Source organism: Haemophilus sp. THUN1691 (assembly GCF_059704425.1).
Genome location: NZ_AP046578.1, coordinates 193116 through 214290 on the forward strand (window position 1 = coordinate 193116; position 21175 = coordinate 214290).

Consider the following 21175-nt stretch of genomic DNA (forward strand, 5'->3'; position numbering starts at 1 on the left):
TTATTCATGTTAATTAGCCGCGGAAGTGCGGCGAAAAAATTACGCGATATTTTATCGGATCTTATTCCGCGTATAAAGTTTTATTTGGTTCGCCGGCAATTTCTCGTGCGAGTTTGGGAACAAGATAGCCAGATGTAAGAGATTGCAAAGTTTTATAAATTTGCATAGCCTCGATATCACTAATCAGAAAATGGCTCGCTCCTTGCACTTTATCTAGCAAATGCAAGTAATAAGGCAAAATTCCTGTTTGAAAAAGTTTATCGCTCAATATTTTTAGAATTTGTGCATCATCATTCACACCTTTTAGCAAAACGGATTGATTCAAAAGCGTGACATTCACGGCTTTTAATTTTTGCATCGCATGAGCAAAAACTTGGTCAATTTCATTTGGGTGATTAATGTGTGTCACCATAACAGTTTGCAAACGAGTTTCTGCTAATAAGGTACAAAATTCATCAGTAATCCGTTGCGGAATCACGACAGGCAAACGAGTATGAATACGCAAACGCTGTAAGTGCGGTATGTTTTCCAAATGTTTTATTAACCACGCTAACTCATGATCTTTCGCCATTAAAGGATCGCCACCTGAAAAAATCACTTCTTCAATTTCAGGATGCACCGCAATGTAATCTAATGCCAGTTGCCAGCTTTTTTTATTTCCTGGGTTTTCGTCGTAAGGAAAATGTCGGCGGAAGCAATAACGACAATTCACCGCACAACCACCCTTCGCCATAAAGAGCAAACGGTTTTGATATTTATGCAGAATATTCGGCACCGCATTGGCATTTTTTTCTTCTAAGGGATCCGTACTAAATCCTTCGGCTTGTACAAACTCTAGATCAGAACACATCACTTGCAAGAAAAGGGGATCTTGCGGATTACCTTTTTCTATTTTATCAATAAAAGGTTGTGGTACGCGAAGCGAAAAAAGTTTCCGCGCAGCAATAGATTGCTCAAAATCATCTTCTGGTAAATTTAAGGCTTTTAGCAATAATTTAGGATCTGAAATCGCATTTTTTAGAATTGTGAGCCAATTTTGTTCTTCTCTAATGACGGGTTCTTGGGTTAAAATACGCACTTTTCAAACCATCTCTAATTTTTAGGATATTAAAAATATGGCTACATATACTACCAGTGATTTCAAACCAGGTCTAAAATTTATGCAAGACGGTGAACCTTGCGTAATCGTTGAAAATGAATTCGTAAAACCAGGTAAAGGTCAAGCCTTCACCCGTACTCGTATTCGTAAATTAATTTCAGGCAAAGTATTAGACGTAAACTTCAAATCTGGTACTTCGGTCGAAGCTGCTGATGTTATGGATCTTAACTTAACTTATTCATACAAAGACGATGCATTCTGGTATTTCATGCACCCAGAAACATTTGAACAATACTCTGCTGATGCAAAAGCTGTAGGTGATTCAGAAAAATGGTTATTAGACCAAGCAGATTGTATCGTGACTTTATGGAATGGTGCGCCAATTACTGTTACTCCACCAAACTTTGTTGAATTAGAAATCGTCGATACAGACCCAGGTCTTAAAGGCGATACAGCAGGTACTGGCGGTAAACCAGCAACATTAAGCACTGGCGCAGTAGTAAAAGTGCCTCTTTTCGTTCAAATCGGTGAAGTAATCAAAGTAGATACTCGTTCTGGCGAATACGTATCTCGCGTAAAATAATTGTTTAGATGACAAAAGTGCGGTTAATTTCTGCGATATATTATGTCGCAGTAATAAAAAGCACTACAATTCATGCGATAAAAATGCCTTTCCGTTCATAAATAGGAAAGGCATTTTTTACATTCAAACTATATCTCAGTAGGTTTATTCATTACCAAATCATTCCATCATCACTTTCATAAAGACTATTTAATTCTGTCATCATATCATTTAAATGAATATTTTTAGATAAACTTGGATGCGCTTGTACCATCAATTTAAGTTCTAATGTCACTAGAATTTAAAATAAGATATCTATTTGTGAGATGTACCTTCATAACGAAACTCACGGATGGTGTCGCTGTAATCACAGCCATAACTCAAGCAAATGATATAAAAGTAGCAACTCAAGCCCTAAAGGAAGAAAGTGATGCACTCAACTTATAACTAAAATAAAAGACAAGCTATTGTCATAGGGCAAAATTTAGAGCCCATAATTTTATTTAATATAGGGTAATTTTAAGCGGTTAAATCTTTATATCAGAACCAGATAAACTGAATTTCTAGTTAGGATTTGACCGCACTTTCCTTTACAAGCCAAATATTTTCTCTACAATACCCCACCTAACGATTTGCCTAGCGCAAATCCCTGACCTGAAATCAGACAAAAGAGAATATTATGACAACCCAATTCAAACCGGAATTACTCTCCCCTGCGGGCTCCCTTAAAAATATGCGCTATGCCTTTGCGTATGGTGCTGATGCCGTTTATGCTGGCCAACCACGTTACAGCTTACGTGTACGTAACAATGAATTTAATCACGCCAATTTAAAAATCGGGATTGATGAAGCCCATGCGCTTGGCAAAAAATTCTATGTAGTGGTGAACATTGCACCGCATAACTCCAAACTCAAAACCTTTATCAAAGATTTACAACCTGTGATCGACATGGGCCCAGATGCCTTAATTATGTCTGACCCAGGCTTAATCATGTTGGTGCGTGAAAACTTCCCTGATATTGATATTCACCTTTCTGTACAAGCAAATGCGGTAAACTGGGCAACGGTGAAATTCTGGAAACAAATGGGATTAACCCGTGTGATTTTATCGCGCGAATTATCTATTGAAGAGATCGCTGAAATTCGCCAACATGTGCCCGATATCGAACTCGAAATCTTCGTACACGGTGCGTTATGCATGGCGTATTCTGGCCGTTGCTTACTTTCTGGCTATATCAACAAACGCGACCCAAACCAAGGTACTTGCACGAATGCTTGTCGTTGGGAATACAAAATGGAAGAAGGCACGACGGATGAACTAGGCAACATCGTGCCTAAAATCGATCCTGCTCAACAAATTGAAGTGAAAAATGTGGCGCCAACCTTGGGCGAAGGTGCGGTAACAGATAAAGTTTTCCTTTATACAGAATCACAAAAGCCTGATGAGCAAATGACGGCGTTTGAAGATGAGCACGGCACTTATTTTATGAACTCAAAAGATCTGCGTGCAGTACAACACGTGGAAAAATTGACCGCACTTGGTGTGCATTCTTTAAAAATCGAAGGCCGTACTAAATCATTCTATTATTGCGCAAGAACCGCACAAGTTTACCGCAAAGCCATTGATGATGCGGCAGCAGGAAAACCATTCGATGAAAGCTTAATGGATACGTTGGAATCCCTTGCTCATCGTGGTTATACCGAAGGTTTCTTACGTCGTCATACGCACGATGAATACCAAAATTACGAATACGGTTATTCTATTTCCGATCGTCAACAATTTGTCGGTGAATTTACCGGTAAACGTAATGAACAAGGTATGGCTGAAGTGGCAGTAAAAAATAAATTCTTGCTTGGTGATGAAGTGGAAATGATGACCCCACAAGGCAACATCGTCTTTAAGATTGAAAAAATGCTCAATCGAAAAAATGAAACGGTTGATGCCGCACTAGGTGATGGGCATTTTGTGTTCTTAGATGTACCACAAGATATCAACTTAGACTACGCCTTATTAATGCGTAATTTAGTCAATAGTAATACAAGAAATCCACATAATTAAATGACAAAAAATTATTTGTTAAGAAAATGTTGCATTTTTGTATTTTATTATTATAATACGCCACATACCTGATTTGTTAATTCAACAACTCATAGTATGACTCCAAATATTTTTGCCCTTTCAGCTTTTGAAAGGGCTTTTTTTACTCGGAGTATTCTGCAACCTCAAACCAACTTTCTAGAATCAAACAAGCAGAGATCCCATCTACTTTGCCTTTTTTTAAGGCACGAAAACCGCCTCTGTCAAAAATTTCACTGCGTGCCTCAGTTGTTGTTAAACGTTCATCTTGTAGCTGAACATTAACACCAAAACGACCTTGTAAACGATTTGCAAATTTACGAGCACGCAAAGTGAGATCTTGCTCTGTTCCATCCATATTTAAAGGCAAACCAACTACAACAACATCTGGTTTCCATTCTTTCAAGCATTTTTCGATCGCATCCCAGTTTGGAATACCATCTTGCGCCTTAAAAGCAGGTAAGGCTTGAGCGGTGCCAGTAATACTTTGCCCTACAGCACAGCCAATACTTTTGGTACCAAAATCAAAAGCAAGTGCAGTAATCCCCATTAGCTATGCCCCACTTGTGCAAACACAAAATTATGTGGGTGAATACCAAGCAATTGATTCGCCGCAACATAGCGCTCATCATAAGGCATATCAAATAAAATCTGATCGTTCGCAGTAGCGACTAACCAAGCATTATCAGTGATTTCTTTTTCTAATTGCCCTGCCTCCCAGCTAGAGCACCCTAGAGCGATAAGATATTTTTCTGGTGCAAGTTCAGAAGCTAGCGTCTCTATTACATCAGCAGAGGTTGTCATTGAAAGATCATCCGTGATTTTATAAGTATGCTGGAATTCATTCGGTGTATTCTTATGTAGAATAAAACCTCTTTCGCTATGCATAGGGCCACCTGCTACCACCATTTCATTGCTAAAAGTGCGGTCATTTTTCATCATAAAATTGAGTTTTGAATAAAGTTCCGCAATGCTTAAATCCGTTGGCTGATTAATCACTAACCCCATCGAGCCTTGCTCATTATGCTCGCACATAAACACCACAGTACGATTAAAATAATCATCTAAATGTGGCATCGCGATCAAAAATTTCCCTTGTAACTCCATCATTCACCTAAATCTCCAAAACAAATCTGTAGTGCACTAATCGCCGCAAGCGATGCAGTTTCAGTACGCAAAACACGCTTTCCTAATAAAATTTCAGTAAATCCTTGCTGTTCAGTTTGTGCAATTTCTTGTACAGATAATCCACCTTCTGAGCCAATTAATAAGCGAACACCTTCAACGGGAATATTCGGTAACGTTTTAATCGAATATTGCGCTCGTGGATGTAAATTCAATTTTAGCGCTCCGTCATTTTCTGCACACCAATCTTGTAATTTCATCAGTGGACGAATCTCCGGCACAATATTACGGCCACACTGTTCACAAGCAGCAATCGCAATTTTTTGCCATTGTTGAATTTTTTTATCCATGCGTTCACCATCAAGTTTTACGCCACAGCGTTCTGACCATAATGGCGTAATCACGTTCACTCCCAATTCCACCGATTTTTGAATGGTAAATTCCATTCGCTCTCCGCGAGAAATCACTTGCCCCAAATGAATTTTTAAATTGGATTCTTTATCCGCAAGCTCACGCCCCAAAATCGCTACCTTTACAGTTTTTTTATTCGACTCAATAATTTTGGCTGGATAAATATGATTAGAACCATCAAAGAGTTCAATTTGCTCGCCCTCTATCATTCTTAACACGCGCCCTACATGGTTTGCCGCGTCTTCGGAAAGTTGACATTGAGTTTGATTTTCAAGGGATTCTGGATGATAAATTCTTGGTATGCGCATAATGTTTATCTATATGAATGAAAAAGTGCGGTTAAAATTCACCGCACTTTTGATATTGAAATTAATCCGAAAGGTTCTGCGGCAATCGCTCTAGAATAGCTTTCCAATAAGTTGAAGAACGTAAATTATGTTTACGAATACAATCCACCACCGCATCAGCATTTCCCGCAAGGCAAATTTGTTGCATTTCTAAATAGAACGTTTTTGTAAGTTCTCGGTGTTTTTCTTCTTTAAAAAATAAAAAACCAATTCGTTGATAGACCCCTTTCAAACTATTAAAAATTAAACGATAAAAGGGTTTGTTAGCCACTACGGTAAATTGACGAAATAATTTGTAATCAAATTCTGTGTAATCTTGCGCCGTATTTTGTAATTGATCTAATTCGGCAAAAAGTGCGGCAGATTGTTGAGGAGAATTTTTTACTGCCTCATAAATATAAGATTCAGACATTTTACTGCGTAAAGACAACATATTGTCAATAATCAAAGGTGCTGACTGCATATCTAAACCGATTAGCGTTTCAATAATATTCGGCCCTGCTGTGTCCCAAATATTATTTACTTTTGTGGGTTTACCGTGCTGAATCGTCAACCAACCATCACGCGCCAAACGTTGTAAAACTTCACGTAAAGTTGTACGAGTTACACCAATCTTATCAGCCAAATCACGCTCTGAGGGTAAATTGCTGCCCGCTGGGAAAACATCTTGCCAAATGCTTTTCACTATATATTCTTCAGCTAAAGCGGCGGGGCTTTGGGCTTTCAAAATGTCATTATCATGTTGCATAAATTAAAAAATCAGATAAAAATCAAAAAAAAATGCAATTTTATAAAAAAATTACTTACTTTTTATTATCCTTTAAAGGGGGATATATTACAATGTTAGCGCAATAAAAAAATAATGGAGTGCTCTATGACAAACACACAAGCCTTTATGAAAAACTTTCTTGGCGCGAGCCCAAATTGGTACAAACTCGCCATTGTCGTTTTTCTCATTGTTAATCCAATTATTTTCTTTTTTATCAGCCCCTTTCTTGCGGGTTGGTTGCTCGTTGCTGAATTCATTTTTACGTTAGCAATGGCATTAAAATGCTATCCGTTGCAACCCGGTGGCTTATTAGCGATTGAAGCTATTATTATAGGGATGACTAACGTAGAACACGTAAAAACGGAAATTATGGCAAACTTTGAAGTGGTATTGCTATTAATGTTCATGGTGGCAGGGATTTTCTTCATGAAACAACTGCTTCTTTACGTATTCACGAAATTACTTGTCAAAATTCGTTCAAAAATCGCGCTTTCTTTAGCTTTCTGTTTTAGCGCAGCCTTCCTATCAGCCTTCCTTGATGCATTAACGGTTGTTGCCGTAATTATCAGCGTAGCAATGGGATTCTATGGTGTTTATCACAAAGTCGCATCAGGTAATAATTTAATTGATGCTGTTGATATTGCCGATGATGGAAAAATTGCAACACAACATCACGAAACCTTAGAAAAATTCCGTTCATTCTTACGTAGTTTGATGATGCATGCGGGCGTCGGAACCGCACTTGGTGGCGTAATGACAATGGTGGGTGAACCACAAAACTTAATCATTGCCGAACAAGCCAAATGGAACTTTATCGAATTTTTCTTCCGCATGGCGCCAGTTACTGTTCCAGTATTTATCTGCGGATTGCTCACTTGCTTCTTAGTCGAAAAATTCAAATTATTTGGTTATGGTGAAAAATTACCTGAAGACGTATGGAAAATCTTGTCAGATTTAGACCGCACTAATTCAGAGAAAATGTCCAAACAAGACAAAATTAAATTAGGCGTCCAAGCGTTAATCGCTATTTGGTTAATTCTTGGGTTGGCGTTCCATCTTGCGGCGGTGGGCTTAATTGGTTTAAGTATCATCATTTTTGCTACAGCATTCACAGGTGTGACTGACGAGCACACTATCGGTAAAGCATTCCAAGAATCCTTGCCTTTCACTGCATTGCTCGTAGTATTCTTCTCAGTGGTTGCCGTAATTATTGATCAAAAACTTTTTGCGCCAATCATTCACTTCGTACTTTCTTCAGAAGAAAATACACAGCTTGCCTTATTCTATGTATTTAACGGCTTGCTTTCTTCTATCTCTGATAACGTATTCGTCGCAACTGTTTACATCAATGAAGCCAAAGCAGCATTAACGAATGGCGTAATTGCTCCGCACCAATTTGAATTGCTCTCTGTTGCAATCAATACAGGGACAAACTTACCATCAGTAGCGACACCAAATGGACAAGCCGCATTCTTGTTCTTATTGACTTCATCGCTAGCGCCATTAATTCGTCTTTCTTACGGAAGAATGGTTTATATGGCTTTACCTTACACGATTGTACTTTCACTCATTGGTTTACTAGCTATTGAATTTATCTTACCAGCCGCCACTATTTGGCTAGCAAGTTTAGGCTTAATTTTGCCAATCTAAGGAGAAGAAATGCTCGCGCTTTTAAAACGATTCTCTGAAAAACGTTCTGCATGGTTACTGCTGGCATTCTCAAGTTTAGCACTAGAATCCACCGCACTTTACTTCCAATATGGAATGGGATTACAACCTTGTGTACTTTGCGTGTATGAACGTTTAGCAATAATTGGGTTGTTTATTGCGGGCATTATAGGTTTACTTCAACCTCGCGCTTTAATCATTCGATTAATCGCTTTGGCATTAGGCTTATTCAGTGGCATTAAGGGATTGTTGGTTTCATTCCGTCATCTTGATTTACAAATGAATCCTGCCCCTTGGAAACAATGTGAATTTATTCCAAACTTTCCTGAGACTTTACCGTTTCACCAATGGTTTCCATTTATGTTTAGCCCGACTGGCTCTTGTAATGAAAGTCAATGGTCATTATTAGGTGTGACTATGGTGCAATGGTTGGTATTTATTTTTGCAGTATATGTGATAATTCTTGCTTTATTATTAATAGTGCAAGTAGTCAAAACACGAAAACAAAGAAGAATATTTAATTAAAAAAATACGGTGAAATTTCACCGTATTTTTTATTCGCTAGATTTTGTTATTTTTTATCTGAAGGCTGTGCTCTGCCATAATTCACACAAATAATCTGAGTAGCATTATAAAGCGTTGTATCAGGTGTTAAACTTAACGTATGTTTCTTTTGCTTTTTAGGTGCTGCACGTAAACCCTGTCCCCAAAACTCATCATAGAAATCAGTTCGCACTTGAGTTAAATGATAATTTGCACAATTCAAAATCTTGTACTGACGAACAGAACGTGCATAACGTCTAGGCTCAGGATAAACATACAATCCCTTATCTAAATTTACCACTGCATCAAAATGTACAATTTGTGGCTCTTGATTATCCACCCAGATCGATTCACTATCGATATAATAATTTGCATTCTTCACTAAACGTACATATCCGCTTCGCACATCAGTCGGTGGTGTCAGCTTCACATCATTTTGTTCAGCCTTTTGAGTTTGCGCAGAACAGGCAGTAAGTAACCCAAATGATAATATTAAAATCAGTTTTTTCATTATTCACTCCTTATGTTAGTTGACATTCACTCTAGAATTTTACAGTGTGCCCATAACCTTCTAGGATTGTTTTAATATGTTCTAACAATTCTTTGGTTGGCGGTAATACCTCTTCAAGCTCATAATCTAACCCAAGGGTTTTCCATTTATGCGCACCTAATCGATGATAAGGAAGAAGTTCAACTTTTTCAATATTGGTCATACCTTCAATAAACTGACCTAATAAATGCACATCGTGATCGCTATCGGTATAACCAGGAACAACAACATAACGAATCCATGTACGTTGATTACGTTTTTGCAAATATTTTGCAAATTCAAGGGTACGTTTATTTGGTACTCCAATAAGATTTTGATGAACTTGATCATTAAGCTCTTTTAAATCGAGTAAAACAAGATCCGTTGCATCTAATAATTCATCAATAATATGATCATAATGACGTACAAAACCATTTGTATCTAAGCAAGTATTAATCCCTTCCTCTTTACAAGCACGGAACCAATCGCGCACAAACTCTGCTTGTAACACAGCCTCACCGCCTGATGCCGTGACACCACCGCCAGTAGCATTCATAAAATGGCGATAAGTCACGACTTCTTTCATTAAATCTTCGACACTGATTTCTTTACCACCTTCAAGATCCCAGGTATCACGATTGTGGCAATATTTGCAGCGCATCAAGCAGCCTTGCATAAATAAAATAAAACGAATACCTGGCCCATCTACAGTGCCACAGGATTCAAAAGAGTGAATTCTTCCAAGAACTGACATACATAAATTTCCTAAAACTAGATATAGCTAAATTTTACCAAATATTTAGTCTATAAAAAATGAGCCTGATTTAAATCAGGCTCATTATTAAAATATATTTATCAAAGTGCGGTCATTATTCGCTGACTTTTTGAAAAGTTTGCACCACTGGTGCTTGTTCACAATATTCGACCAGTACAGGTACAATTGAGGTAAAGTGTGGCGTTGCAAAATGTTGTTCTAAATCGGCTTTGCTTTTCCATTGCTCAATAAAAACATAATGATTAGCTTGCTCGCTATTTTGTTGTAATTCATAAGATACGCATCCTGTTTCTTGACGAGTATGCTTAATTAATTCTTGGCATTGGGTTAGAAAATCATTAATTTTTTCCGCTTTTACTGAAAATTAGGCAATAACTGTTAGCATAATTTGCTCTCCTATATATAAAAATAAACCACTCACAAAATTAGTTTGTGAGTGGTTTATATTAAAACATAATATTATTTACTTAGAAAGACTCAGTAAATGTACGGGTTACGACGTCTTGTTGTTGCTCTTTAGTTAAAGAGTTGAAACGTACTGCGTAACCAGATACACGGATGGTTAATTGCGGATATTTATCCGGATTTTCCATTGCATCTAACAACATTTCACGGTTTAACACGTTTACGTTTAAGTGTTGACCGCCTTCTACTGTTGCTTCGTGGTGGAAGTAACCATCCATTAAGCCAGCAAGATTACGGCGTTGTGCTTCTGCATCTTTACCTAACGCATTTGGTACGATTGAGAAGGTATAAGAAATACCATCTTTCGCGTAAGCAAATGGAAGTTTAGCCACAGAAGTTAATGATGCTACCGCACCTTTCTGGTCACGACCATGCATTGGGTTTGCACCTGGTCCGAATGGTGCACCAGCACGACGGCCATCTGGAGTATTACCAGTTTTCTTACCATAAACTACGTTAGAAGTAATGGTTAATACTGATTGTGTAGGCACTGCATTGCGGTAAGTTTTAAGTTTTTGAATTTTCTTCATGAAACGTTCAACTAAGTCACAAGCGATGTCATCAACACGGTTGTCGTTGTTACCATATTGTGGATATTCACCTTCGATTTCGAAGTCGATCGCTACGTTGCTTGCTACAACATTGCCATCTTTATCTTTGATGTCGCCACGAACTGGTTTAACTTTCGCATATTTAATTGCTGAAAGTGAGTCTGCTGCAACAGAAAGACCAGCGATACCACAAGCCATAGTACGGTATACATCACGATCATGTAATGCCATTAATGCTGCTTCGTATGAATATTTATCGTGCATGTAGTGGATGATGTTTAAGGCAGTTACATATTGTTTTGCCAACCAATCCATAAAGCTATCCATACGGGTCATTACTGTATCAAAATCTAATACTTCATCAGTAATTGGTGTAGTTTTCGGACCTACTTGCATACCTAATTTTTCATCGATACCGCCGTTGATTGCGTATAACAATGTTTTCGCTAAGTTTGCACGCGCACCGAAGAATTGCATTTGTTTACCAACAACCATTGGTGATACACAACATGCGATTGCGTAGTCATCATTGTTGAAGTCTGGACGCATTAAATCATCGTTTTCGTATTGAACTGATGAGGTATCAATCGATACTTTCGCACAGAAACGTTTGAAGTTTTCAGGTAATTGTTCAGACCAAAGAATCGTTAAGTTTGGCTCTGGAGAAGTACCCATGTTGTAAAGGGTGTGTAAAATACGGAATGTATTTTTGGTTACTAATGTACGACCATCTAACCCCATACCTGCGATGGTTTCAGTTGCCCACATTGGGTCGCCTGAGAATAATTGATCGTATTCAGGAGTACGTAAGAAACGAACCATACGGAGTTTCATGACTAAGTGGTCAACTAATTCTTGCGCTTCAGTTTCAGTAATTTTTCCTGCTTGTAAATCACGTTCGATATAGATATCGATAAAGGTTGCAGTACGACCGAATGACATTGCCGCACCATTTTGTGATTTGATTGCAGCAAGATAAGCAAAGTACATCCATTGAATGGCTTCTTGAGCATTAGTTGCCGGGTTAGAAATATCATAACCATAGCTTGCAGCCATTTGTTTTAATTGGCCTAATGCGCGGTGTTGTTCTGCGATTTCTTCACGTAAACGAATTGTTGTTTCAAGATTTACGCCATCTTCTAAATCTTTTTGTAAAGAAGAGAATTGTGCGTATTTATCTTTCATTAAGAAGTCAACACCGTAAAGCGCTACACGACGGTAGTCACCAATAATACGACCACGACCATAAGCATCTGGAAGACCAGTTAATACACCAGATTTACGACAACGTAAAATATCTGGCGTATAAACATCGAATACACCTTGGTTATGTGTTTTACGGTATTCAGTGAAGATTTTTTTCACTTTTGGATCAAGTTCACGACCATAAACTTTACAAGAACCTTCCACCATTTTGATACCACCGAATGGCATAATGGCACGTTTTAAAGGTTCATCAGTTTGAAGACCAACGATTTTTTCTAAATCTTTGTTAATGTAACCTGGTGCGTGAGAGATAATGGTAGATGGAGTATGTTCATCAAAATCTAATGGCGCGTGAGTACGGTTTTCAATTTTAATTCCTTCCATCACAGATTCCCAAAGCTTAGTTGTTGCTTCAGTTGGACCTGCTAAGAAAGAGTCATCGCCTTCATACGGGGTATAGTTTTTTTGGATAAAGTCACGTACATTGACATTTTCTTGCCAATCACCACCAGCAAAACCAGCCCACGCCAATTTTTGCGCTTCATTAAGTTCTGACATAGTCATTTCCTTTGTTAATTAATAAATAAGTAAATCTTTAATGAGTTTTGGTTAAATAACGTTGGAATACACCCATGCAAATTGCCCCGCCGACAATATTTCCCAACGTTACGGGAATTAAATTCTTCACAATGAAATGATACAAATCTAAATCTGCGTATTTCATCGGATCAACGCCGATTTGTTGCCAAAATTCAGGAGTACTAAAATGTGCGGTAATAATTCCCATCGGAATCATAAACATATTTGCCACACAGTGTTCAAATCCTGACGCAACAAACAAACCAATCGGCATAATCATAATAAAAGCTTTGTCTGTAACAGTCTTACCAGAATAAGACATCCAAATCGCCACACACACCATAATGTTGCATAAAATACCTAGATTAAATGCTTCAAACCACGTGTGATGAATTTTATGTTGGGCGGTTGCAAGAATTGTTAAACCCCATTGGCCATTTGCTGCCATGGTTTGCCCCCCAAACCAAATAACAGCCGCAATAAATAAACCGCCCACAAAGTTGCCTAAATATACTACAATCCAATTTCGGATCATTTGCGTTGTGGTTATCTTACCACCAACACGGGCAACTAATGTTAAAGTAGAAGAGGTGAATAATTCAGATCCTAATATCACCACCATAATCACACCTAATGAGAATACTAACCCACCCACTAATTTGGTCAGCCCCCAAGGTGCTCCGGCACTAGCAGCTTGTGTTGTCGTGTAAAATACAAAAGCTAAAGCAATACAAGCTCCAGCACTAATGCCAGACATAAACGATAAAAATGGACGTTTATTTGCTTTATAAGTAGCTGTACTTTCTGCATAATCCGTTGCTTCAACAGGTGTGAGCGCAACAGAAGACAGTTTTTGAATTTCTGATGCCATAATCAAACTCCAAATATTAAAAAATTTGATGAAAATTTAATACTTCTAATATGTTTACAACTTCAAATACTTCTACCACCGAGGACATTTTACTCTTTTAATTTTTCATTTCAAAGAAATGCTACGATTTATTCTAACAAAATTTGATATTTTGCAAGATTTTTTCAGATAAAATAACCATAACTCTTTAGTGATAGTTTTTAGGTAAAAAAATAACCGCACTTTTATCAAAAAAGACAAAAGTGCGGTTAATTTTCTGGTTATTTTAGCAATACTCAGGACACATTAAGGTACAAAATAATGAGGTATAAAATGACTATCATTACCCGTCACAGCCGTAAAATCTTCGCGTAATCCCATACCGCAAGCCACATCACCCACAACCCAAGAGCCGATAATGGGATACATTCCATCAAAACTCGGTAATTCAAATTTTTGTTGATAAACATAACCTGAATTACCATAAAACGTAGAGTGTTCGCTTCCTTTCGCTGCAAATTCTACGCCATTGTTTTTCTCATAATAGAAGACATTGGCACCTTCTCGACCTAACAATGGTTTTTTCACCCACATTGATAAATCTTTTGGTAATTCGAAGGGCGTAAAATAAGCAGGCAATAAATTCGGATGATTAGGATAACGCGCCCAAAGTTTTGCCAATAGTGCTTTATTACTTAACAACATTTTCCACGCAGGCTCAATAAATCGTGTTTCAGCGGTTGTAATATGGCGAGCAAACTCAGCGTGGCTTAGCCATTCCAGTGGATACAATTTAAATAACATTTCAATAGGCTGTTCATTTAAATCTACAAATTTTTCTGTTTCGCTGTTATAGCCAATATCTTCCACTGCTAATTGATGAATATTCCAACCTGCGTTATAAGCCACATCAGCTAAATAATCTACATTGCCCCAATCTTCACGGCCAGCATCCTGCATGGCACTCAAATGGAAATCTGTTTTGCCGCTTTGTTGTTTCAAAAATTGGAAATGTTTTATTAATTCTTCATGAATCCAGTTAAATTGATCACGATGTTTCAGTCCCTCAATTTGCTCCAACCACTGCCATTGAACAACCGCAGCCTCCAACAAAGATGTTGGCGTATCGGCGTTATATTCAAACATTTTTAGATTATCGCCATCATAGCCAAAATCAAAGCGTCCATATAAATAAGGATCTTGATTACGCCAAGAGGTTTCAATAAGCTGTTTTTGCAACTCCGTAAAATGATAATTTTCATAATCGCCTTTTTTAATTTCATCCGCCGCAAAATCTAAACACATTGAATGTAATTCGTTAGTTGTATCCTCAATGCGATCAATTTCCGCTAAGGTAAATTCATAGGCGACATTATCAGACCAATAATGAGATCCATCACTAGAAGGCAAGTTATAATAATCAAATCCAACATTAAGTAGCTGTTGCACCATATCTGGTCGAGTCGGAAACCCAGTTACACGTTTCATTTAGCCTCCACTGCTACGATTAGTATTATTTGGGCTACTAAAACCACCACGAGATACAGGTTTGCTATTCATGCTTCCTGCATTTCCTTTCACGAGCATTGGTTTTCCAACAGAACGATTTGTTTGCGGTTGCACAACTTGCCCTGTTGGCGTAGTGACAGCTCGATTTCCAGGATGATAACTTGGGCCAAGGAAACTACTGATTGCACGAGCCGCCATATACCCCATAACGCCACCAGCAATCGCGGCCGCTAAAGAAGGATCGGTACTTTCAGCTTTTGCAGTCGATTCGGCATTGTTCTCGCTTTGATTAGCTTGTGCATTATTTTCAGCTGGATTTTTTACCGCACTTTCTGCATTACCGTTATCACGAATATTTAAACCAAGCCCCTGCTGTGGTGTGGTTTCAGTTCTCTGAGTGCTCTCGGTATTTTTATCTGCCTCACAAAGCTCAATTTTTTTCCAATCCGCTAAACAATCGTCTAAAGACTGATACACATCACGTTGTACTTGTTCTTCTGAACAGCCCCCTAATAAGGCCACAATAGATAAACTAACTAAAATCTGATTTTTCTTTTTCATTGTTCTCAATTTTTATCGAATGGTTTTCACGCCTAGCCATTGCTCGGCCTGTTTATTGGTAATTTCTTCACGAGTCCACATACTCATTAAATCTGGTTGTGGATATTTATTGCTGTTATAGCCGACTAAACGAGCAAAATCAAATACGGCATGAGGATAGCCATTAATAAGCAAAAATGCTAAATAACCACTCTCATCCCAACAAATTTCAAGTTTGCGAGCCTCATGATGATTAGAGGTTGAATCAACATTATACACGTGCAACATATCCACTATCGGTTGAGCATTTTGACGCATATCAAGTGCATAAAAATAGCCCGTTTCACCGTCATCTTCAAACATCACTGCCAGGTGATCATGCACAGTCGAGAGTGTACCTACTTGCTTTGGTTGACCGAGAAAGAGTTGATCTTCGAGGGTTAAGTGTAACATGGTATTTCCTCTTGAATTGAAGTTTTTGATAGACTAATCATCTATTGCTATAATATTAATATCTCTATCTAATTCTATCCATATGACCTCAGCTGGTAGATTTGGTAAATTGTATTCTTCAGGATTCAAATCACTTTTTCTAAGAGGTATTATTGATAAGTTTGATTTTATATTGAAACTTATATCTGTGATCCTATAAAGATAATCCAAAATACGGGCTTCTTTATAAAGATTAAACTCTTCTTCATATTGTATTTCTAAATATTTGAATAGATGTTGTCTAATTTTATTTTTGTTTTCATAAATTTTTTTAACCCATTTATTACATTTAAATGTAAATAGGTTTGTTTCTTTATGAAATATTTTATTTATTCTATTTAATAATTTATGTTCAAATTCAATTTGATAAATCAACATCGAATCGATTTGGTATTCTTGGCAATTATACCATTCACCTAACAGCACAGCAGAATTGATATCATTAGGTAATGCATCAAACATAGATGTATTATCATCTATAGAAACTATTTGTAAATTTTTGCCATTAAATACAACATTCTCTAGAATTTTATCAGATAAAAATAATGCTTCTTTTCTAGTTTTTGCTAGTGCTAATTCATAAATATTATCTTCATATTCTTGTTGTATAAGATAAGCAGTAGCCCATTCGGTTAATACGGAAAAATAATTGATGTCTCTTTCAACACAATAATATCTTCTGTATAGCTCTAGTTTTGCATTCATAATTTTTACGGAGTTTAATTAGTTAATCAGATAATATCTAGATAAAAATAATAGGCAAGCTATTGCTTTGCAATTTTATAAAAAAACACCGCACTTTTATGCAAAGTGCGGTGCTATTTTACATTAAATTAAGCAAAAATTATGCTTGACCTTTAACCGCTTTTAAACCTAAGAACGGAGCTGGTGTACCAGCACGCTCTAATGCTTCTTCGATACGGATTAATTGGTTGTATTTCGCAATACGGTCAGAACGGCTCATAGAACCAGTTTTGATTTGACCTGCTGCTGTACCAACCGCTAAATCAGCGATAGTCGCATCTTCGGTTTCACCTGAACGGTGAGAGATTACAGCGGTGTAACCTGCATCTTTAGCCATTTTGATTGCTGCTAAAGTTTCAGTTAAAGAACCGATTTGGTTGAATTTGATTAAGATAGAGTTTGCGATACCTTTTTCGATACCCTCTTTTAAGATTTTGGTGTTAGTAACGAATAAGTCGTCGCCCACTAATTGAACGCGGTCGCCTAACACTTTAGTTTGGTATGCGAAACCATCCCAGTCAGATTCATCTTGACCATCTTCGATAGACACGATTGGGTATTGTTTGGTTAATTCTTCAAGATAGTGTGTGAACTCTTGAGAAGTGAATGAACGGCCTTCGCCTTTCATTTCGTATTTGCCGGTTTCTTTGTTGTAGAACTCAGATGATGCGCAGTCCATTGCTAAGGTGACATCTTTATCTAATACATAACCTGCTTTTTCTACAGCTTCTTTGATACATGCTAAAGCGTCTGCGTTAGATGCTAAGTTAGGTGCGAAACCACCTTCATCACCTACAGCAGTGCTCATGCCTTTAGATTTTAATACTTTCGCAAGGTTGTGGAATACTTCAGCACCGATACGAAGTGCTTCGCGTAATGTTTTAGCACCAACTGGTTGAATCATGAATTCTTGGATATCAACGTTGTTATCTGCGTGCTCACCACCGTTGATGATGTTCATCATTGGTAATGGCATAGAGTAAACGCCTGGCGTGCCGTTAAGTTCTGCGATGTAAGCGTAAAGAGGTAAACCTTTAGATGCAGCTGCTGCTTTTGCGTTTGCTAAAGATACCGCTAAGATTGCGTTTGCACCGAAGTTAGATTTGTTTTCAGTACCGTCTAAATCGATCATGATTTGGTCGATTTCAGCTTGGTTAGACGCTTCTTTACCCACTAATGCATCTGCGATAGGACCGTTTACTGCTGTAACTGCTTTTAATACACCTTTGCCTAAGAAACGAGATTTGTCGCCGTCACGTAATTCTAATGCTTCACGAGAACCAGTAGATGCACCTGATGGCGCAGCTGCTAAACCAACGAAACCACCTTCAAGATGAACTTCAGCTTCTACAGTTGGGTTACCACGAGAGTCGATGATTTCACGACCAATGACTTTAACGATTTTTGCCATTTTTATTTTCCTCAATTAAGTTAATTAAAACGGGTTAGGCGAGCCTAAAACAGGCGATATGATAAAGCTATTTTGAGATTTTGTCTTGTAAAAAATGCGTATGCTTTGATCTTTATCTATTTTTACAAAATAAAAGAGCGGTGAAAAAATTTGTCGTTTCTCACCGCTCTTTTTACTCTAATTTAATCAATTACTTCACAGATTGTTTGTGATTTTCATAGGCTGCTTTTACAAAGCCTGCAAACAACGGATGGCCATCACGAGGCGTAGAAGTAAATTCTGGATGGAATTGGCAAGCGACAAACCAAGGATGATTTGGAACCTCGATAATTTCTACCAATTTTTTATCTGCAGATAAGCCAGTTACTTTCAATCCTGCTTTTTCAATTTGTGGAAGTAAGATATTGTTCACTTCATAGCGATGACGGTGACGCTCTTCAATGGTTTCTTTGCCATAAAGCTCGCGGGCGCGGCTGCCTGACACCAAATGACATTGTTGTGCGCCTAAACGCATTGTTCCGCCAAGATCAGATTCATCGGTACGTACTTCAGTATTACCATCTGCATCTTGCCATTCCGTGATTAATGCAACCACAGGTTGTTCGCAATCTTTATCAAATTCAGATGAATTTGCTTTAGTTAAACCCGCTACATTACGTGCATATTCAATCAATGCGATCTGCATACCCAAGCAAATGCCCAAGTAAGGAATTTTGTTTTCACGTGCATATTGTGCGGTACGAATCTTACCCTCCACACCACGATAACCGAATCCACCAGGAACAAGAATGCCATCAATACCTTTTAATACTTCAACACCTTTAGTTTCAACATCTTGGGAATCAATATATTTAATGTTAACGCTTAAACGATTCGTTAAACCTGCATGTTTCAACGCTTCATTTACAGATTTATAGGCATCAGGTAACTCTGTATATTTACCCACCATACCAATGGTCACTTCACCCACTGGATTAGCTTGTTTGTAAAGCACTTGCTCCCATTCAGACAGATCCGCTTCAGGGCAAGTTAAACGGAAACGTTCACAGACGAAATCATCTAAACCTTGAGATTTTAATAATGCTGGGATTTGATAAATAGAATTTACATCTTTTAATGAAATGACAGCACGTTCTGGAACGTTACAGAATAAAGCAATTTTCGCACGTTCATTTGGTGGAATCATGCGATCTGAACGGCAAATCAACACATCAGGTTGAATACCAATAGAAAGTAATTCTTTTACCGAATGTTGGGTTGGTTTAGTTTTTACTTCACCCGCCGTTGGAATATAAGGCACTAAAGTTAAGTGCATAAATAACGTATGTTCACGACCAACTTGAACGGCTAATTGACGTAATGCTTCTAAGAATGGGAGTGATTCAATATCACCAACGGTACCGCCCACTTCAACAATCACAACATCATGACCTTGAGCGCCAGCAATGACGCGATCTTTAATTTCATTGGTAATATGTGGAATCACTTGAATTGTTGCACCAAGATAATCGCCACGACGCTCTTTACGTAATACTTCAGAATAAATTTTACCTGTGGTGAAGTTATTACGTTTAGTCATTTTCGTGCGGATAAAACGCTCATAGTGACCCAAGTCTAAATCTGTTTCAGCGCCATCTTGTGTAACGAAAACTTCCCCATGTTGGGTTGGGCTCATCGTACCCGGATCCACATTAATATATGGATCTAATTTCATAATAGTTACGTTTAAACCACGAGCTTCTAAAATTGCCGCCAATGATGCTGCCGCAATGCCTTTACCTAACGATGAAACAACACCGCCAGTGACGAAAATATAATTTGTAGCCATAGGAAACCTAATCTGTATTGGGATATAAATGATTATAGCTAATCATCTTACAGACAAAATCAACCAAAAGTGCGGTCAAAAATCGAAGATAACTAGCTATCAAAGACGGGACGGTAGTTTACCTGATTTGGTCAATGAACTCAATTAGAAAACCACAATTAGCATGTAAAGCCTTGTTAGACTTCTATCCTCTAGGATGAAATCTTTCATGCAATCGTTTCAATCTCTCTTTTGCCACGTGAGTATAAATCTGTGTTGTGGATAAATCTGTGTGCCCCAGCAACATTTGCACCACACGTAAATCCGCACCGTGATTCACTAAATGGGTAGCAAAAGCATGGCGAAGAACGTGAGGAGAAAGTGCATCAGCATCAATATCCGCGAGAATGGCATAATGTTTTACACGATGCCAGAAAGTTTGACGAGTCATTTGCTGTGCGCGCTGACTTGGAAACACAATATCAGAACTCTGCCCATTTAAGAGAACAGGACGACCATAAAGCATAAATTGACGAACCCAATAGGCAGCTTCTTCCCCCATTGGCACAATACGTTCCTTGTTTCCTTTACCAATCACTCGCACCACGCCTTGTTGCACGCTCATGTTTTCAATCGTAAGCGAAACTAACTCCGTGACACGAAGCCCCGTCGCATAAAGCAACTCTAACATTGCTTTATCACGCAATTCCAAAGGGACTTCAACATCTGGCGTATTGAGCAAATCAGACACTTGTTGCTCAGTTAAATATTTTGGCAAGCGACTGGGTAATTTAGGCGAACTTAGCACCGCACTTGGATCATCAACTCGGTATTTTTCCCGATATAAATATTGGAAAAGTTTACGCATTGCACTTAACATTCGCGCGGTGCTCGTGGCTTTGTAACCTTTCTCTAGACGTTCACCCAAAAAACCTTGCAAATCAACAGCATCTAAAGTTTCCAAAGACAAGTCATTTTTATCCAACCAATCACAAAGTGCGGTTAAATCCAAGCGATAAGATTGAACGGTATTTTCTGAAAGCCCTTTTTCAATCCAATATTCGTTAAGAAACAAATCAATAAGCGCAAGATTTTTCATATTACGTTTCTACAAGG

At 38.0% G+C, this 21175-nt stretch carries 21 protein-coding genes and 1 pseudogene; 4 read left to right on the forward strand and 18 right to left on the reverse strand.

The window, feature by feature from the left end; translation table 11 throughout:
• Positions 1-61: 61 nt before the first annotated feature.
• Positions 62-1078 carry an EF-P beta-lysylation protein EpmB gene (epmB, locus tag AC6H0J_RS00945; protein WP_005627047.1) on the reverse strand — a complete coding sequence of 339 codons (1017 nt, stop codon included), beginning with the start codon at positions 1076-1078 and terminating at the stop codon, positions 62-64.
• A 37-nt stretch (positions 1079-1115) separates the two neighbouring features.
• Here epmB and efp point away from each other — a divergent pair, with 37 nt between their 5' ends.
• Positions 1116-1682 (forward strand): elongation factor P, encoded by a 567-nt coding sequence (gene efp, locus AC6H0J_RS00950; protein WP_005627049.1) that lies wholly within the window; start codon positions 1116-1118, stop codon positions 1680-1682.
• Between the two features lie 151 nt (positions 1683-1833).
• Here efp and AC6H0J_RS00955 read toward each other — a convergent pair whose 3' ends face one another.
• Positions 1834-1956, reverse strand: a complete 123-nt coding sequence (locus tag AC6H0J_RS00955; protein WP_497512712.1) for a hypothetical protein — start codon at positions 1954-1956, stop codon at positions 1834-1836.
• A 384-nt stretch (positions 1957-2340) separates the two neighbouring features.
• Here AC6H0J_RS00955 and trhP point away from each other — a divergent pair, with 384 nt between their 5' ends.
• On the forward strand, positions 2341-3720 hold the full coding sequence (trhP, locus tag AC6H0J_RS00960) for a prephenate-dependent tRNA uridine(34) hydroxylase TrhP (protein ID WP_118817203.1): 1380 nt from the start codon (positions 2341-2343) through the stop codon (positions 3718-3720).
• A 142-nt stretch (positions 3721-3862) separates the two neighbouring features.
• Here trhP and ruvX read toward each other — a convergent pair whose 3' ends face one another.
• From ruvX to fadR, 4 genes are all read right to left on the reverse strand, one after another.
• Entirely contained in the window at positions 3863-4288 is a 426-nt protein-coding gene (gene ruvX / locus AC6H0J_RS00965; RefSeq protein ID WP_005646895.1) for a Holliday junction resolvase RuvX, read from the reverse strand.
• Entirely contained in the window at positions 4288-4848 is a 561-nt protein-coding gene (locus AC6H0J_RS00970; RefSeq protein ID WP_118817204.1) for a YqgE/AlgH family protein, read from the reverse strand. The genes ruvX and AC6H0J_RS00970 overlap by 1 nt, the downstream gene beginning before the upstream one ends.
• Positions 4845-5582 (reverse strand): 16S rRNA (uracil(1498)-N(3))-methyltransferase, encoded by a 738-nt coding sequence (rsmE, locus tag AC6H0J_RS00975; RefSeq protein ID WP_005627723.1) that lies wholly within the window; start codon positions 5580-5582, stop codon positions 4845-4847. Before rsmE ends, AC6H0J_RS00970 begins: the two co-directional genes overlap by 4 nt.
• A 61-nt stretch (positions 5583-5643) precedes the next feature.
• On the reverse strand, positions 5644-6369 hold the full coding sequence (gene fadR, locus AC6H0J_RS00980) for a fatty acid metabolism transcriptional regulator FadR (protein ID WP_005627721.1): 726 nt from the start codon (positions 6367-6369) through the stop codon (positions 5644-5646).
• 126 nt (positions 6370-6495) lie between these two features.
• Here fadR and nhaB point away from each other — a divergent pair, with 126 nt between their 5' ends.
• Both nhaB and dsbB read left to right on the forward strand, forming a co-directional pair.
• A complete protein-coding gene (nhaB, locus tag AC6H0J_RS00985; RefSeq protein WP_032825605.1) occupies positions 6496-8040 on the forward strand; it encodes a Na(+)/H(+) antiporter NhaB in 1545 nt (514 codons plus the stop codon).
• A 9-nt stretch (positions 8041-8049) separates the two neighbouring features.
• Entirely contained in the window at positions 8050-8583 is a 534-nt protein-coding gene (gene dsbB / locus AC6H0J_RS00990) for a disulfide bond formation protein DsbB (RefSeq protein WP_005627716.1), read from the forward strand.
• 46 nt (positions 8584-8629) lie between these two features.
• Here the strand turns inward: dsbB and AC6H0J_RS00995 are convergent, their stop codons facing one another.
• The 12 genes and pseudogenes from AC6H0J_RS00995 to xerD all read right to left on the reverse strand — a co-directional run bounded on the left by AC6H0J_RS00995 (position 8630) and on the right by xerD (position 21158).
• Positions 8630-9112 carry a surface-adhesin E family protein gene (locus tag AC6H0J_RS00995; RefSeq protein WP_005627714.1) on the reverse strand — a complete coding sequence of 161 codons (483 nt, stop codon included), beginning with the start codon at positions 9110-9112 and terminating at the stop codon, positions 8630-8632.
• A 31-nt stretch (positions 9113-9143) separates the two neighbouring features.
• Positions 9144-9884: a pyruvate formate lyase 1-activating protein gene (gene pflA, locus AC6H0J_RS01000; protein ID WP_005627712.1), complete on the reverse strand. Its 741-nt coding sequence runs from the start codon at positions 9882-9884 to the stop codon at positions 9144-9146.
• 115 nt (positions 9885-9999) lie between these two features.
• A pseudogene (locus AC6H0J_RS01005) lies at positions 10000-10290 on the reverse strand (putative quinol monooxygenase).
• 82 nt (positions 10291-10372) lie between these two features.
• Positions 10373-12685 carry a formate C-acetyltransferase gene (pflB, locus tag AC6H0J_RS01010; protein WP_192885333.1) on the reverse strand — a complete coding sequence of 771 codons (2313 nt, stop codon included), beginning with the start codon at positions 12683-12685 and terminating at the stop codon, positions 10373-10375.
• 37 nt (positions 12686-12722) lie between these two features.
• The gene (gene focA, locus AC6H0J_RS01015) at positions 12723-13577 is read right to left on the reverse strand and encodes a formate transporter FocA (protein ID WP_005627709.1); all 855 of its coding nucleotides are present in this window, start codon (positions 13575-13577) and stop codon (positions 12723-12725) included.
• A gap of 285 nt (positions 13578-13862) precedes the next feature.
• A complete protein-coding gene (locus tag AC6H0J_RS01020) occupies positions 13863-15044 on the reverse strand; it encodes a glutathionylspermidine synthase family protein (RefSeq protein ID WP_005627708.1) in 1182 nt (393 codons plus the stop codon).
• Positions 15045-15626: a DUF1190 domain-containing protein gene (locus AC6H0J_RS01025; RefSeq protein WP_005627707.1), complete on the reverse strand. Its 582-nt coding sequence runs from the start codon at positions 15624-15626 to the stop codon at positions 15045-15047.
• Between the two features lie 12 nt (positions 15627-15638).
• Positions 15639-16058 carry a DUF2251 domain-containing protein gene (locus AC6H0J_RS01030; protein ID WP_046952787.1) on the reverse strand — a complete coding sequence of 140 codons (420 nt, stop codon included), beginning with the start codon at positions 16056-16058 and terminating at the stop codon, positions 15639-15641.
• A 33-nt stretch (positions 16059-16091) separates the two neighbouring features.
• The gene (locus AC6H0J_RS01035) at positions 16092-16802 is read right to left on the reverse strand and encodes a hypothetical protein (protein ID WP_032825602.1); all 711 of its coding nucleotides are present in this window, start codon (positions 16800-16802) and stop codon (positions 16092-16094) included.
• Between the two features lie 139 nt (positions 16803-16941).
• Entirely contained in the window at positions 16942-18252 is a 1311-nt protein-coding gene (gene eno / locus AC6H0J_RS01040; protein ID WP_497512713.1) for a phosphopyruvate hydratase, read from the reverse strand.
• A gap of 190 nt (positions 18253-18442) precedes the next feature.
• Positions 18443-20080, reverse strand: coding sequence for a glutamine hydrolyzing CTP synthase (gene pyrG / locus AC6H0J_RS01045; RefSeq protein ID WP_005627701.1), 1638 nt, complete (start codon positions 20078-20080; stop codon positions 18443-18445).
• Between the two features lie 184 nt (positions 20081-20264).
• Positions 20265-21158, reverse strand: coding sequence for a site-specific tyrosine recombinase XerD (gene xerD, locus AC6H0J_RS01050; protein WP_005627699.1), 894 nt, complete (start codon positions 21156-21158; stop codon positions 20265-20267).
• Positions 21159-21175 lie beyond the last annotated feature (17 nt).

What these genes read in the sequence shown, in the direction of transcription:
- efp (WP_005627049.1), top strand. Translation starts at nt 1,116, where the DNA reads ATGGCTACATATACTACCAGTGATTTCAAACCAGGTCTAAAATTTATG.
- trhP (WP_118817203.1), top strand. Translation starts at nt 2,341, where the DNA reads ATGACAACCCAATTCAAACCGGAATTACTCTCCCCTGCGGGCTCCCTT.
- ruvX (WP_005646895.1), bottom strand. Translation starts at nt 4,288, where the DNA reads ATGGGGATTACTGCACTTGCTTTTGATTTTGGTACCAAAAGTATTGGC.
- AC6H0J_RS00970 (WP_118817204.1), bottom strand. Translation starts at nt 4,848, where the DNA reads ATGATGGAGTTACAAGGGAAATTTTTGATCGCGATGCCACATTTAGAT.
- rsmE (WP_005627723.1), bottom strand. Translation starts at nt 5,582, where the DNA reads ATGCGCATACCAAGAATTTATCATCCAGAATCCCTTGAAAATCAAACT.
- fadR (WP_005627721.1), bottom strand. Translation starts at nt 6,369, where the DNA reads ATGCAACATGATAATGACATTTTGAAAGCCCAAAGCCCCGCCGCTTTA.
- nhaB (WP_032825605.1), top strand. Translation starts at nt 6,496, where the DNA reads ATGACAAACACACAAGCCTTTATGAAAAACTTTCTTGGCGCGAGCCCA.
- dsbB (WP_005627716.1), top strand. Translation starts at nt 8,050, where the DNA reads ATGCTCGCGCTTTTAAAACGATTCTCTGAAAAACGTTCTGCATGGTTA.
- AC6H0J_RS00995 (WP_005627714.1), bottom strand. Translation starts at nt 9,112, where the DNA reads ATGAAAAAACTGATTTTAATATTATCATTTGGGTTACTTACTGCCTGT.
- pflA (WP_005627712.1), bottom strand. Translation starts at nt 9,884, where the DNA reads ATGTCAGTTCTTGGAAGAATTCACTCTTTTGAATCCTGTGGCACTGTA.
- pflB (WP_192885333.1), bottom strand. Translation starts at nt 12,685, where the DNA reads ATGTCAGAACTTAATGAAGCGCAAAAATTGGCGTGGGCTGGTTTTGCT.
- focA (WP_005627709.1), bottom strand. Translation starts at nt 13,577, where the DNA reads ATGGCATCAGAAATTCAAAAACTGTCTTCTGTTGCGCTCACACCTGTT.
- AC6H0J_RS01020 (WP_005627708.1), bottom strand. Translation starts at nt 15,044, where the DNA reads ATGAAACGTGTAACTGGGTTTCCGACTCGACCAGATATGGTGCAACAG.
- AC6H0J_RS01025 (WP_005627707.1), bottom strand. Translation starts at nt 15,626, where the DNA reads ATGAAAAAGAAAAATCAGATTTTAGTTAGTTTATCTATTGTGGCCTTA.
- AC6H0J_RS01030 (WP_046952787.1), bottom strand. Translation starts at nt 16,058, where the DNA reads ATGTTACACTTAACCCTCGAAGATCAACTCTTTCTCGGTCAACCAAAG.
- AC6H0J_RS01035 (WP_032825602.1), bottom strand. Translation starts at nt 16,802, where the DNA reads ATGAATGCAAAACTAGAGCTATACAGAAGATATTATTGTGTTGAAAGA.
- eno (WP_497512713.1), bottom strand. Translation starts at nt 18,252, where the DNA reads ATGGCAAAAATCGTTAAAGTCATTGGTCGTGAAATCATCGACTCTCGT.
- pyrG (WP_005627701.1), bottom strand. Translation starts at nt 20,080, where the DNA reads ATGGCTACAAATTATATTTTCGTCACTGGCGGTGTTGTTTCATCGTTA.
- xerD (WP_005627699.1), bottom strand. Translation starts at nt 21,158, where the DNA reads ATGAAAAATCTTGCGCTTATTGATTTGTTTCTTAACGAATATTGGATT.